The organism is Arthrobacter sp. SDTb3-6 (genome assembly GCF_013376095.1).
GTDB lineage: Bacteria > Actinomycetota > Actinomycetes > Actinomycetales > Micrococcaceae > Specibacter.
Genome location: NZ_JAAMFN010000003.1, coordinates 75,932 through 90,877, shown reverse-complemented (window position 1 = coordinate 90,877; position 14,946 = coordinate 75,932). Strand labels below are relative to the sequence as shown.

The window sequence follows — 14,946 nt, the reverse complement described above, 5'->3', positions numbered from 1 at the left end:
TATCCTCCGATTTGGTTCTCTTTGTTCCGGTTATCCACCGTTTGTCGTCTTTGGTGGTGGTTGGGCCCCGGTAACTTATCCACAACTTTCCCGGAAGGGCTTTCACCGCGGGCCGAACGACGGTAGAAATGACAACAATGCAGTCCACGCGGCGGGGGAGCCACGGCGTGGCGGTGTCGGGGGAGGAGCCATGGGGATGGACTCACAGGGCAGGGCGCCAAGGCTGGCCAAGCCGTCATGGAAGGACCCGCGGCTATTCGTTGGCATCCTGCTGGTCCTGGCCTCCGTGGCCGGTGTGGTGGCGCTGGTGGGCGGCGCGGACAGGACGGTGCCGGCATTCGTCGCCAAGGACGGGCTGGTGGTGGGCCAGGGCATCACTGAGGACTCCTTTGCGGTGGTGCGGGTGCGCCTGGGTGATCTCGAAGGCAAGTACCTGGACCCGGGGGCAGAGCTGCCCGGCCACCCCGTGGCCGTACGCATGGTGCCCAAGGGCGAGCTCGTGCCGGCCAGCAGCATCGGCGGAACCGATGCACTGGATCGCAAGACCGCATCGGTGACAGTTTCTGAACCGCTGCCGAAACAAGTCGTGGCAGGCTCGCACGTTGACGTGTGGGTTGCCCTGCCCGATGACCGCAACGGCTACCGTGAGCCGGTGCTGATGCTGCCGGGTGCCGAGGTGGCGGCGCTGACCGACGCCTCGACCACGCTGGGATCGGCGAAAACCACCCAGCTGATGGTGCTGGTGACCGACGTCCAGATGCCCAAATTCCTCGGTGCCGTCGCCAACAAGGCCAAGGTGTCGGTGGTCTGGAACCCGGGAGGGTCCCGGTGAGCCCGGTGACCGTGGTGACGGTGGGGGACACTGCCGGCAACGCCATTGACGCCCTCGAACACCGTCGCGGCCCCGTATCCGTGGTCCGCCGCTGCCCCGAGCTTGCCGGCCTGCTGGCCGCCTGCCAAAGCGGACTGGCGCAGGTCGCCGTGGTGGCCTCGGAAACCGACGGCCTGACCGCCACCCTGGTCGACCGGCTCACTGCCGTCGGCGTCAGTGTCGTCTCCGTGGCGGATTCGCCGGCGGAGGCGTCACGGCTGCGCAGCATCGGCGCGTGGCCCGTCACCGGAAGGGTCACGGCGGAACAAATTACCGAATCCATCCTGGCCGTGGTCAGCGCACGCAGGCACCCGCAGTCCGTATCCCTCGGGTTCGCGCTCTCGGCACAGCACGAATCCTGCCCCCGCCCCGATGGGCTTCACCCGGACCCGTCCCGGAACGACGCCGGACGGACCCCTCCCGATGAATCCCCGCCCGCCGCCGGGGGACTGGGGCGCAGCGGTGCCGCCGTCCGGGGGCGCAAGTCCGCCCGCAGACAAAAGTCCGGCGCGCCGGCGCCCATCGATGGGGTGGCACCAGGCCTTCCCGGCAGCCCGGTGCCGGGCGGGCCGGGCGGACCGGCGGACGCCAACATCGGTGTTGAATTCGGTTCCGGACAGGCCCCGTTTCACGGGATGTTGCCGGACGCCGCCGAAGGTGGAGCCTCCGGGGGCGGCTCCGGCGGCCCCCAGGGAGACGGTGCGGGCCGTGGCCCGCACGGAGTCAGAGCGAACCGTGGCCTGGCCGACGGCGTCCGGCCAGTCGGCCGCCCGGCCAGGGACGCGGGCGGCCTCCGTCAGGTGACGGCACGGATGGCTTCAGGGGTCGCCGGCAGCACCCTGTTCCGGAACCGGGACGGCAGGAGCAGGGTGGGACCGGGCGCAGCCCGCATTCCGGGCGGCCCCGCGGATGGGCCGGACCACGGCGGCGGCCCGCCCAGGACACTGGCCGTCTGGGGTCCCATCGGATCCCCGGGACGGACCCTCGTCGCCATAAACATGGCGGCTGAACTGGCTGAGCAGGGGCGCCGCGTCATGCTGATTGATGCGGACAGCTATGGGGCCAGCGTGGCCGCCAGCCTGGGACTGCTGGATGAGGCGGCTTCCTTTGCCCAGGCCTGCCGGGTGGCCGACCAGGGACTCCTGACCGTGGGTGAACTGGCACGGATCAGCTCCGAGGTGGTGTGCGCCGGCGGCACGTTTTCACTCCTGACGGGCCTCACTCGGTCCGACAGGTGGCCGGAACTGCGTGCGGCCGCCGTTGAACGCGTGCTCCAGGCGGCGCTGTCCCTGGTGGACACCGTCGTGGTCGATTGCGGGTTTTGCCTGGAAACCGATGAGGAACTGAGCTATGACACGGTGGCGCCCCGGCGCAACGCGGCAACGCTCGCCGTGCTGGGCCAGGCAGACACCGTCTTCGCAGTGGGCAGCGCGGACGCCGTCGGCGTGCCCCGGCTTGTCCGGGCACTCGCTGCCCTGCCCGAGGCCTGTGCCGGTGCGGAGGTTCAGGTGGTGCTGAACAAGGTCCGGAAAAGGTCGGCAGGGGGATCGCCGCTCAAGGAACTTGAGGACGCCTGGGCGCGGTTCGGCCCTGCGCTGGCCATCAGCCATGCGCTGCCGTGGGATGCAGACCTCCCGGCACGGGCGCTGACGGAAGGCCGGCTGCTGATGGAAATTGCACCGGAGTCGCCCCTGCGCCGGGCCATCCTCGGCATCTGTTGTGCACCTGCCCAACAGACTCCTGAAACTGCTGTAGTAAGCGCCACAGCAGGGCCCGGGAATCCGGGCTAGGCTCGGGGTGAGGCCGCAAAGAAGCGGTCTTTTACTATTTCGCGGAGGCGTTTGTTTTTATGTCGTCCAACTCACCCAAGACCGGGTCCGTGCAGGATCCCGCCCGCCAGGGCGCCGATGACCAACAATTCATCACCGACTACTATGCGCAGCTGTCCGCCGAGGACACCGCGGCCTACGACCCGGCAACCCTCACCGCCCGGGCGCTGACCCACCGCGAACTCGCCGCGGACCGGGCACCCGGCACGGTCAAGGTCGAGGTGCTCGATGAACGTGATGCCGGCGTGGTGTACATCGTGACGGACGACATGCCGTTCCTGGTCGACTCCGTCAGTGCTGAGCTGGTCCATCAAAAGCTGGCCATCCGCCTGGTGACCCACCCGATGTTTGTCGTCGCCCGTGCCAGGGGAAGCCATGTGCTGACCGGCATCCACAAGGTGCCCTCGCATGCCGGGGTGGCCAGCGGGGACACCGCGACCATGCCCAGCATCGCCCACCTCGTCACCGACGGAGACAGTTCCTCGCACCTTGAGTCCTGGATCGCCGTTGAAATCGACAAGACGGACGACGCCGCCAAGGCCCGGCTGGTCGAAGGCCTCACCAAGGTCCTGGGCAACGTCCGCGCCGCAGTCGAGGACTGGCCCGCCATGCGTGAAAAGGCTTTGAGCCGGGCCGAAGTCCTTGCCACCGAGCTGGCCGGTGAGCACCTCGCCGACATCCGCGAGGCCGAGGACCTGCTGCACTGGATGGACGCAGGAAACTTCACCTTCCTGGGCTACCGCGAGTATGACCTCGTCAAGCAGGACGGCGAGGACGTGCTGGTCAACCGTGAGGGCAGCGGGCTCGGACTGCTCCGCGACGGTTCCAGCCACCCCACCGTGCAGCACCTGACCACCACCGGGCGCCGGAAGGCCCGCGAGAAGCGGGTGCTGGTCATCACCAAGGCCAATTCCCGCTCCACGGTGCACAGGGCCTCGTACCTGGACTACATCGGCATCAAGTCCTTTGACTCGCAGGGCAACGTCAATGGCGAGCAGCGCTTTATCGGCCTGTTCGCCTCGGCCGTGTACACCGGCTCGGTCCGCAACATCCCCGTGGTGCGTGAAAAGGTCGACGCCGTGCTGCGGCACTTTGGTTTCCCGCCCGATTCCCACTCGGGCAAGGACCTGTTCGCCCTCCTGGAAACGTACCCGCGCGATGAACTGTTCCAGATTGAAACCTCCCAGCTCATTGAAACCGCAGAGGGCATCCTGCGCCTGCAGGAGCGCCGCCGCACGCGGCTTTTCCTCCGTCCGGACATTTACGGGCGCTTCATGTCGGCGCTGATCTTCATCCCCCGTGACCGCTACACCACCGCCGTGCGACGCCGCATTGAGGACGAGCTCACCCGCACCTTCGAGGCCGTGTCGATCGACTTTGAGGCCAGGATGAGCGAGTCGGCCCTGGCCCGCCTGTTCTTCCGCATCCGCCTTTCCAAGGATTACCGCATTCCCGCCGATCTCCAGTCCGCCGAGCTGGAACAGCGGCTGGTCATGGCGGCCCGTTCCTGGCCCGAGGGCATCACCGAAGTGCTTCGGAACACCCAGCCCCTCGAAACGGCAGAACATCTGGCCGCCAAGTGGTCCGAAGCATTCCCGGCAAGCTACCGGGTGGACTTTGAAGTTGAGGACGCACTGGCGGACATCAAGCGGTTCGAGGACTTTGACACCCGGTACAAGCAGGTCATCGACGCCGGAGGGGCGCCGGAAGCCTGCGCCCCCGGGATGAACGTCTACCTGCCCGGCGGGGCCCTCGACGGCCAGCAGGGTGATGCCCGGGTCAAGCTGTACATGGCGCACCCCCAAAGCCTCAGCAAGATCCTGCCGTTCTTCCACAACCTCGGCATTGAGGTCATTGACGAACGTCCCTTCGAGATTGAAACGGCTGACAAGCGCGACTTCTTCCTTTACGACCTCGGCCTGAAGTACCCCGCCGGCGTGGACCCGCTGGAAACCGCCGCACTCCTGACGGACGCGTTCGGTGCCGCCACAACGGGTGCCAGCGAATCCGACTTCTTTGACCGCCTGGTACTGACTGAAGGCATGCAATGGCGCCAGATCGTCATCCTGCGTGCCTACGCCAAATACCTGCGCCAGATGGGGAACACGAACTCCTTTGGCTTCATTGCGGACACGCTGCTGCACAACGTGACCGTGACCCGGTCGCTGGTGGAGCTTTTTGAGACCCGTTTTGACCCCAGCGGTGATGAGGCAGGCCGGGCCGGACGTGTCGCTGAAGTCCATGGCCGCCTCGACAAGGCGCTGGACGGCGTCCCCACACTGGACGCCGACAGGGTGCTGCGCACCATTGCCAACCTGATCGACGCCACCCTGCGCACCAACTACTACCGGGGCCGGGAATTCCTGAGCCTGAAACTGGACCCTTCGCAGATCGCCGGCCTGCCGTTCCCCCGCCCCATGTTTGAAATCTGGGTCTATTCGCCCCGGGTTGAAGGCGTGCACCTGCGCTTTGGCAAGGTGGCCCGCGGCGGCCTGCGTTGGTCGGACCGCCGGGAAGACTTCCGCACCGAGGTCCTGGGACTGGTGAAGGCCCAAACCGTCAAGAACGCCGTAATTGTCCCCACCGGGGCCAAGGGCGGCTTCTTCCCCAAGGCCCTGCCAAACCCCGCCGTCGACCGCGGCGCCTGGATTGCCGAGGGCCGCGAAAGCTACAAGACCTTCATCCGGGGCCTGCTGGACGTCACCGACAACCTGGTGGCGACGGCGGACGGCGAGGTGGTGGTCCCGCCGGAAAACGTGGTTCGGCACGACGCCGACGACACCTACCTGGTGGTGGCCGCGGACAAGGGCACGGCGTCGTTCTCCGACACGGCCAACGCCATCTCCGCCGAGTACGGCTTCTGGCTCGGCGACGCCTTCGCCTCCGGCGGCTCCGTCGGTTACGACCACAAGGCCATGGGCATCACCGCCCGTGGTGCCTGGGAGTCCGTCAAGCGGCACTTTAGCGAGTTCGACGTCGACACCCAGAGCGAGGAGTTCACGGCAGTTGGCATTGGGGACATGTCCGGGGACGTCTTCGGCAACGGCCTTCTGCGCACGCGCCACGTCAAGCTGGTGGCCGCCTTTGACCACCGGGACATTTTCCTGGACCCCAACCCCGACCCCGGGGCCGCCTTTGACGAACGCCAGCGGCTGTATGACCTGCCCCGTTCATCCTGGCAGGACTACAACAAGGAGCTGATCAGCGAGGGCGGCGGGATCTACCCGCGGACGCGGAAGTCGATCCCCATCAGTGACGCGGTCCGCACCGCACTGGGCCTGCCGGAAGGCACCGTCAAGCTCAGCCCGCCGGAGCTGCTGCGTGCCATCCTCCTGGCTCCGGCCGACCTCCTCTACAACGGCGGGATCGGCACCTACATCAAGGCCAGCACAGAGAGCCACGTCGAGGTGGGGGACAAAACCAACGACGCCATCCGCGTTGACGGCAAGGACCTGCGGGTCAAGGTCATCGGCGAAGGCGGAAACCTGGGCATGACCCAGCACGGGCGCGTCGAGGCCGCCCTGCACGGGGTCATCCTGAACACCGATGCCATCGACAACTCCGCCGGCGTGGACTGCTCCGACCACGAGGTGAACATCAAGATCTTCGTGGACCGCATGGTGGCGGCCGGCAACATCGACCCAACCGAGCGGGCCGGCTTCCTGATGTCGATGACGGACGAGATCGGCCACCTGGTCCTCGAGGACAACATCGACCAAAACGTCCTGCTGCTCAACGACCGGCAGCGCGTGGTGGAGTGGAGCCCGAGCTATGAGCGGTTCATGGACTGGATGGAAGAACACGGAGACCTTGACCGTGCCATCGAGGCGCTGCCCACCAATGACGAACTGCACGAACGGCTGCAGGGCGGGCAGGGCCTGACCTCCCCGGAACTCGCAGTGCTTGCCGCCTACGCCAAGATGGAGCTGGCTACCGCGCTGTCCGCCAGCACCCTGGCGGACGACCCCTGGTTCCAGCGCACCCTGCGCCGATACTTCCCCCAGGAAGTGGCCGCCCGTTTTGACGGGGAACTCGATTCGCACCCCCTGCGCCGCGAGATCATCGCCACCGTCGTCGCCAACGACATGGTCAACCTGGGCGGCATCACCTTCGCCTTCCGGGCCATGGAGGAGTCCAATGCGGATGAGCTGGCCATCGCCAAGGCCTTTGTGGCCCTGCACGAGATCTTCGACTTCGCATCCATGACGGCGGCACTGCGCGAGCTGCCGCCGTCGTTCCCCACCGTGCAGTGGTGCGCCGTGCAGCTGGACATGCGCCGGCTCCTGGACCGCGCACTGCGCTGGCTGGTCAACGAAGGCACGGGCCAGCGCAGCATCGAGGAGGTCATTGGCCAGTTCAAGCCCGTGGTCGCATCGGTGGGCGGCCGGCTCTCCAGCTTTGTCCAGGGGGTTGATGCCGAACGCGTCCGGTCCTGGTATGACCGGGCGAAGGCGTGCAACATGCCTGACCGGCTGGGGCGGCAGTGGGCCGAACTGTTCGAGACCTTTCCGCTGCTGGACGTGGCGAAGGTCAGCCGGGACATTGACGAGCCCGTGGAAGACGTGGCCCGCATCTACTACAGCCTGTATAACCGCTACGGCATTGACGCGCTCCTGGAACGGATTACGGCGCTGCCGCGCAACGACCGCTGGCAGGCGCTGGCCCGCGCCGCACTGCGTGACGACCTGTACGCCACCACCGCCGACATGACGCGCAATGTCATGCACAGCACCGACGAGGGCCTGCCGACCGAAGACCGCATCGCCGGCTGGGAGGCCCAGAACAAGGAACAACTGGGCCGGGCCACCAAGATGTTCGCGGAGGTCAACGGGCTGGAACAAGACGACATGGCGTCGTTGTCTGTAGCATTAAGGCTCTTGCGTTCGATCGTCCGGCGCTAGCCGAACCGGGCGGCGGTCGGTTCCCCAGCGGGACCGGCCGCCGCCCACACTATTTGTAAGGAGCCGTGCATGGCCATCTTCGCCGACATGATCAAGGAAGGCGCAGACTTTGGGCCCGGGGATGCGGAATGGCTGCACCTGCTGGTGGGGGACTGGCAGCTGATTGCCGACCTCTCCTTCGCCGACCTGGCGCTGTGGTTCCCGCACCAGGACAAGGGTTATGTTGCCCTGGCACATGTCCGGCCCTCCACCAGCCACACCATGTTCCACACGGACTTCGTGGGCGAGGGCATCCGCCCGGAACTCGAACCACTTGTCGCCGCGGCCTGGCGGAGCCAAAACATTGAGCGGTCCAGTGAAACCGGCATCTGGAACGCCGACCTGGCCATGCGCGTGGAGGCGATTCCGATGGTGCGCAACGGCCGCACGCTGGCCGTCATCACCACCCACATGGACCTCTCCAGCTCCCGGATGCCCTCGCGGCTGGAACTGACCTACCGCCAGTGCGCCTACGACCTGCTGAAAATGGGGACCCTGGGACTGTGGCCCGACTTCGCCTCGCCCACCGGCTCCCGGCGCGGCGCCCCACGTGTGGGTGACGGCGTCCTGCGCCTGGATGTGGACGGGATCGTCCAGTACGCCAGCCCCAACGGCGTATCCGCGTTCCGGCGCCTGGGCGACGGCGAGTCCCTGGAGGGCCGCTCCCTGGCCGAGGTGACCACCGGCCTGCTCAAGGACCGGCGCATGGTGGATGAAACGCTTCCCCTGGTGGTCACCGGGCGCATGCCGTGGCGCACCGAAATCGAGTCCCGCGGGGTGAGCCTTTCCCTGCGGGCCATACCGCTGCGCGACGCCACGGAACGCTTTGGTGCGCTGGTGTTGTGCCGTGACGTGTCCGAGCTGCGCCGGCGCGAGCAGGAACTTGTCACCAAGGATGCCACCATCCGCGAGATTCACCACCGGGTGAAGAACAACCTGCAGACCGTGGCGGCGCTGCTGCGCATGCAGTCCCGGCGCATGCACAGCGAAGAGGGGCGGCAGGGCCTGGAGCAGGCCATGCGCCGGGTCTCCACCATCGCCCTGGTGCATGAAACGCTCTCTCAGGGGCTGGCCCAAAGCGTTGACTTTGACGAACTGATCGACCGCCAGTTCCGGCTGTCCGCCGAGGTCGCCTCACCCTCCCAGCGGGTCCACACCGAGCGGGAGGGCGTCTTCGGCGAACTGCCGAGCGACTTTGCCACGCCGCTGGCCCTGGTCATCAATGAACTGGTCACCAACGCGGTGGAGCACGGACTCCAGGACCGTGAAGGCACAGTGTCCCTGGCCGCCCGCCGCTACAAGAACGACGCCGGCGACGACGCCCTTGCCGTGACCATCGCCGACGACGGGGTCGGGCTCCCCGAGGGCCAGATCGGCGAGGGGCTGGGGCTGCAGATTGTGCGCACCCTGGTCACCAGCGAGTTGGGTGGCACCATAGAATGGATTCCCCGCGAAGGCGGCGGCACCGCCGTGGTGCTGGACATGGCGCTGATCCGCCGCCATTGAATGCTCCGGCACAGCCCGCCGGAAGGTGCCGGGCACCATGATCACGGCCGGACCGGCGCCGAAGTGTCCACGATGTAAACCAATCCCGGGCACAGGGCATCTTGGGCCGCGACCAGGGGGCGCCCTCGCCGGACGCTTAAAGAGCAAACCCGCACGGTCGGACGGCATGTGCGTAGAAAACGCAATGCGCATCCATCCCTGCGGGTTGGTTGCCTGACGGGTGCTAGCTGGCGCGGCGGGCCCTGGCTGCGCGGCGCTTCATGGCCCGCCGCTCGTCTTCGCTCAGACCACCCCAGACACCGGCATCCTGGCCGGACTCGATGGCCCACTTCAGGCAAGTGTCGATCACGGGGCAACGACGGCACACGCTCTTTGCTTCCTCGATCTGCAACAAGGCCGGTCCCGTGTTTCCCACCGGGAAAAACAATTCCGGGTCCTTGTCGAGGCAGGCTGCGCGACTACGCCAGTCCATGCTGATCACTCACTCCTTTAGAACGGGAGGCTGTTTGTGAAAAATTTCACGTTAGGCCACATAAGAAAAGGGCCGCTATCGGCCCTTGTCGGTCATTGAGTTAAGCGTGTCATGTTAACTCTTTGTAAACAAGGGGTTGTGAGGCTTTAATTGGCACCGGACCATGAGCGATGCATCACAATGGTTGCGGCCAAACGGCAGTCGTGCGTGGTTGTTACCCGACTATCTCCGGTAAGGTGCAGTTGTGTCAAGACCTCCAGTGAACCCCGCAGAACAGCCGGATCCAGGGCAGCGGGACCATGCCGCGCACGGACCCAACGACGTTTCGGCGCACCGGCCCGCCGGCGTCTACGTGATCTCCGTGGTGGTCGGCCTCCAGGCCGTTGCCCTCGCCGTGCTCGGCGTCGTCGCCACCATTGGTGCGTTCAGCCAGCCGTCACTTTCCGTTGCCGGCACCGTCTTTTTGATTGTGCTGGTCTTTGCACTGGCAGCGGCTTTGGCGGCCGTGGCGGTCAACGCCTTCAAGGGCTTCCGATGGACCAGGTCTGCTGCGTTTGTCTGGCAGCTGCTGATGGTCGCCCTCGCCGTGCCGGCCCTCCTCAACGGCCCTGCCGTGACCGGCATGGTGATGCTGCTGCCGGCGCTCGCCGTGATTTTCTACCTGTTCACACCCAAGGTGGTTGAGTTCTCCCTGCGTCCGCGTGGCGGGCAGCCGGTCCTTTAGACGGTTTGTCACGGCGCGCCCTGCCTTGGCGCGGGGAACTGGAACCAAGTAGTCCGACCGCGATCCACCAACACTGCGCGGCCCGCCGGCTCCGAACCCATCGTGTCGAGTCGGAGCCCGAACAGTTCCCCGTCCTGCTGCCGGCGCGGTCTGAGGACCACCCCCTGTTCGGCAGTGCGCACACCCCATTCCGGGGGAAGCCTGGACAACGAGGGCAGATGGTTGGGAACGGCGACCAGCGCTGAACCTCCGTCCGCCACCTGGCGGGATATGGCGTGGCACTGTTCCGGCGTCAGCCGCGTGGCGTCGTCCACCCAAAGAAGCCTGCCCCGACCGGCGTTCAGCTCCCGTACCGCAGCCAGGAAGCTGGAGCGGCCCGATCCCGGTGCCCCCAGCACAGGAATGACCGTCCCGGGGGCAACCGACAGCCAGATGGGGGTCCCGCAATCCCCTCCAAGGCCCACCATCACGTCCCAGACCGCGGTTGGGCCGGGAGCCGTGGTTGGTGGGACACCCGTGAACGTGTCCCTGGCTGTTCCTGCGCCGGCGCCTGTGTTGCCGACACCGGCAGTGGCGCCGGGGCCGGCCGCGGCCGATGCTCCGGCCAAGGCCGCGCTGGCCACCGCCAGTGTGAGGGTTGACGGCAGGTCACGCACAACCAGCGGCGGGTGCCCGCCTTCCCGTTCCGCCACCATGGACAGGCCCCGTCCGGGTGGGGCGGCTGCGCCGAGCTGGGCCACATGGGGTTCCTCGGGGGCACCCCGTGAGGCGGCGGCGTTGATGGGACCGAAGACTGCGGCGCGGCCGGGCACAGGCGTGAATCGCGGCAGGCCCGGCCACGCCAGCCGGGATTCCGTGCTGGTACCGAAGGGCAGGAACAGGCGGTTGGGCATGCCTGCCATGAACGGAGCCGTGAGCAGTTCGCGCTCCCCGCCCACCACCACGGCCACGGTTGGGCGGCTGTGGCCGACCAGGGCCGCGGCACAATCCTCGGCCCAGGGCCAGGCTCCGGACCGGAAGGCGGCCACCCAGCGCCCCCAATCAGTGGCAAACAGCACCATCCGGGACTCTGTGCGCTCGGCGACCTCCTGCAGCCGCAGCAGCAGGCGGGCCGCGGTGCGCAGGCTGGCGGGCGTCACATAACCACCCACCCGGGGATGGCGCCTGAGGTGCTGCAGGGACCCGTCGCCGTCCAGCAGGTAGGCATAATGCGGCAAGCTCCCATCCCGCCGGGTGTTGGGGGCGAGCAGCCTGGAGGCCAACAGCTGCACGCCGGCCGAGGACTCGTCCCGGGCGCCGAGGCACGCCACGTGGGAATGTCGCAAAGGAGACCACACCAGCGGCTCCAACGACTGCCGTTCGGGCACATCCACCAGCCCGAGCAGGACGGCACCCCCGTCCGTGCCGGAGCCGGCCGCAACATGCCGGCTGGTGGCGGCCGTGACGGCGCCATTGTCGGATGTCAGCGCGTCCAGATCGATCCCGGATGGCAGCTCCGGCGCCACGATGGCGGGGGCCGGCCGCCACGGCGACTGCCGAACCGGAACTGACCGACCGGGCGTGGTTGCCGCCCCATTTTCCAGGCCGCGCTGCCATGCCGTTTCGTTGGCAGGCGGGGCTGAAGTGCCGGGGGAGGACAGCATCTGCCAGGCGGCTATGAGCAGGCCCGCCACGGAGTCGACGTCGCTGTCCGCGGCGGACTCGTTGGCCGTTCCGCCCACCGGCGCGGCGGAGCCGGGGGACGGCGGCAGGGGTGCGGACGGCAGCGCTGTCATCATCTGCGGGCCGGCCAGCAGCTCGGCCACCGGTGATACGACGGCGTGCAGCGGCCCGCGGGCATCCGGCAGCCGCAAGGTCGCGCTCTGGAACTCGGTGGGGCGGGCACCGGCCCGGCTGATGAAGGCCCTTCCAGGGGTGTCCACGGCAATGCATGATGCAGCGCCGGACCCTATGACGTCCTGGGAATCAAGGCTGGTCTGTACACGAAGGCATACGGAGGAGGTGACGTTCGCGCGGATGTCGGCGCTGACCGCCCCCTGGGGCCGTTGGGTTGCCAAGACCAGGTGGATGCCGAGCGAACGTCCCACGGCCGCGATGCGCATCAACTCACCCATGGCATCGGGATACTGGTCCACCAACACCCGGAACTCATCGACCATTATGACCAGGTGGGCCATGCCTCCCCCGCCTGACCGGCCGAAGATGCTGCCGGCAGCGCGCCTGGCACGGTAGCTGTCTGCATTGGCAGCCTCGGCGGCACCCAGCAGGGTTTCGCGCCGGTGGATTTCCGTCCGCAGGGAAGCCAGGACGCGGTCCATCCCGTGTCCGTCAAGGTCCGTGACGAGTGCGGAGGTGTGGGGAAACTTCCGCAACGCGCCCAGGCCGGCGCCGCCCTTGAAATCCACCAGGATGAATTCAAGATCGGCGGGGGAATGTTCCAGCGCCAGGCTGCCCGCCAGGGTCCTCAGGAACTCGGACTTCCCGGAGCCCGTTGTGCCGCCCACGAGGAGGTGTGGACCGTCCTGGGCGAAACTGAACATTTCCTGCCCTGCTGCCGAGCGCCCGACCGGAACCGGCCTGAGCGGACCGCCTGCGGAGGCACGCCAACCCTCCACGACCTGGTGTGCCCGGCACCGTCCGGGCAGCGGAACAGAGCAGGGTGCCAAGGGATCCGCCGCCACCTCGTGGCGTCCCGAGCCTGCCCTGGCACGGGCGTAGCGGTCGAAGATTTCCGCGGGCACACCGTCAGGAACGAATGAAAGCCCGTCCAGCAGGCCGCAGGCTGTGTCCCCCTGAAGGTGCAGCCGCACCCCGGTGGCCGCAGTGCCGTGTTCGACCGCGCGTGTAAAGAAAAAGACCGCGGCCGTGCCCGGATAGGCCGCCCGGACCAGTTCCTGCGGCTCATCGAATGTCACCACAACGCCTCCCGGCGGGACCGGAGGTGCCGCCGGGGTCGGCAGGCGTCCACTGGAGAGCACTGTGCCCGGCAAAAACCTCGCCGCCAGGGGCTGGTCGCCGGCGGACGCCAAAAGAACCACGGGCACGCCGGCCGCGTCCAGTTGCATCAGGACAAAATGGAGCAACAGCCGCAGCGGCCCGGCGGCACCGCAAATCTGCACCGGACCCTGCCCCAACGGCACCGTAACCGGGGAATGGGTCAACACAGGCACCTTCAGGCCGGGACCGGCGGATGCCGTGTCAAGGTTCGCGCACTGGTGGGCCGTGCCCACACGGAGGGCAAGCCGCCGGCCGGAAAAAGGCAGCGCTCCTTGGCCTGGATCCGGCGCCTGCAGTCCTGTGCGGCCAGATCCGCCCGGGCCGGCAAGGGGTTGATCCGGCAGCGTCTTCTGCAGTGCGCCGGAAAACAGCTCATCCGCCCCGGGAAAGGCGGCCAGACGCCGTGCAGCATTCTGCACAGCAGCCATTGCCACCGACGCGCGGAATCCCCGCCGGTCCCTGGCACCACCCACGAGAGGCGAAATGACGGCGACGGCGCCCATGGCGGCGAACGCCAGAAACATCAACGAACCGGTCAGCCACGCCAGCAACACGCCCACGGCCAGGGGCAGCAGGCCGGTGGCCAAGGTGCCCCAACGGTTCCGCAGCTGTCCGGACCTGGCGGGCAAGGACAGCGCGGCGAGGGCACCGGCATCCAGCAAACCGGCAAAATCACGGGCGCCCAACAGGGGCCCGCTGACTCCGCTTGGCCGGTCCATGTCCGTTCCCCCGGTTAGGCCAGGCGCGCCAGCCCCGCCGTGCCCGAGGCTGCCCGTTTCTCCCGAGCGGCCGGCATCGCCCTGACCGTCCTCGTTCAAGGTCGCGCCAACGTTGCCGGTGCCGCTGCGGCCACCCGTCCGGGCAGCGTTTCCACCAGGCATCGCACATCGGCCCGTCGACGTGGACACAGGAGTGGAGAGTTGCAGGAGCAGCCCGGTCGCGCCACAGCGGATGAGGTCGCCCACTTCAATGATGGCCGGCCCCTTCACGGCGACGGCGGCGGCCAGGGGGTTGGCCTGCCAGCCGCGGAGGAGGCTGAAGCCGGTTGCGCCGGGGGCCGCCTCAAGGACGATGGCGCGCTCGCCGACAGTTAGCGTCCCCTGGCGCCTGGACAAGGCGGGGTCGGCGATGGAAATACGGCAGCGCCCGCGGCCCAGGCCGTAGCTGCCCCGGTGCAGCGGGAAAATGGCGCCGGCGCCGGGACCGGAGCAGACGGCCAGTTGTGCAGGCGCGTCAGGTCCCGACGGATGCCGACCACCAGCAGGTGCCGGCGCGGTCCCGTGCACCACCACGACGGCGCCGTCCGTCAGGGGCGGGCGTCCCGCGCGGAGCCGGTCCAGTGGCAGCCCGGCCACCGTGAACGCGGCGCCGGGCCAGCGACCGTTCAGTGCCCCGGCGACAGCCGCCCCGCCGGACAGGTCCGCTGCGGACAGGTGGCCCTCGGCCAGCATGCCGTCCGGCAGGAAAATGCTCAGTTCGGCCGGGTCAAACGGATCGGTGCCGGGGCCGGCCACTGCGGTGATTTCCAGACGCACAGTCCTTTCCTTCCACGCGTTTCCCGCGGCCGTGCGGCCGCCGTGTCCTCCGAGACTAGGCTGGCGGGAAGT

Annotated in this window: 7 protein-coding genes; 5 read left to right on the top strand and 2 right to left on the bottom strand. The window is 67.9% G+C overall.

The window, feature by feature from the left end; translation table 11 throughout:
• Positions 1-190: 190 nt before the first annotated feature.
• From G6035_RS02310 to G6035_RS02295, 4 genes are all read left to right on the top strand, one after another.
• Positions 191-832, top strand: a complete 642-nt coding sequence (locus G6035_RS02310) for a hypothetical protein (protein ID WP_176615457.1) — start codon at positions 191-193, stop codon at positions 830-832.
• The gene (locus G6035_RS20440; RefSeq protein ID WP_371130799.1) at positions 829-2,661 is read left to right on the top strand and encodes a CpaE family protein; all 1,833 of its coding nucleotides are present in this window, start codon (positions 829-831) and stop codon (positions 2,659-2,661) included. Before G6035_RS02310 ends, G6035_RS20440 begins: the two co-directional genes overlap by 4 nt.
• 59 nt (positions 2,662-2,720) lie before the next feature.
• On the top strand, positions 2,721-7,601 hold the full coding sequence (locus G6035_RS02300) for an NAD-glutamate dehydrogenase (protein WP_176615456.1): 4,881 nt from the start codon (positions 2,721-2,723) through the stop codon (positions 7,599-7,601).
• 69 nt (positions 7,602-7,670) lie between these two features.
• Positions 7,671-9,146, top strand: coding sequence for a sensor histidine kinase (locus G6035_RS02295; RefSeq protein WP_176615455.1), 1,476 nt, complete (start codon positions 7,671-7,673; stop codon positions 9,144-9,146).
• 223 nt (positions 9,147-9,369) lie between these two features.
• Here the strand turns inward: G6035_RS02295 and G6035_RS02290 are convergent, their stop codons facing one another.
• Entirely contained in the window at positions 9,370-9,618 is a 249-nt protein-coding gene (locus G6035_RS02290) for a WhiB family transcriptional regulator (RefSeq protein ID WP_038469266.1), read from the bottom strand.
• A 244-nt stretch (positions 9,619-9,862) separates the two neighbouring features.
• Between G6035_RS02290 and G6035_RS02285 the strand changes: the two genes are divergently transcribed.
• Positions 9,863-10,342, top strand: coding sequence for a hypothetical protein (locus G6035_RS02285; RefSeq protein ID WP_176615454.1), 480 nt, complete (start codon positions 9,863-9,865; stop codon positions 10,340-10,342).
• An 8-nt stretch (positions 10,343-10,350) separates the two neighbouring features.
• Here G6035_RS02285 and G6035_RS02280 read toward each other — a convergent pair whose 3' ends face one another.
• Positions 10,351-14,874, bottom strand: a complete 4,524-nt coding sequence (locus G6035_RS02280) for an FtsK/SpoIIIE domain-containing protein (protein WP_176615453.1) — start codon at positions 14,872-14,874, stop codon at positions 10,351-10,353.
• Between the last annotated feature and the right edge of the window lie 72 nt (positions 14,875-14,946).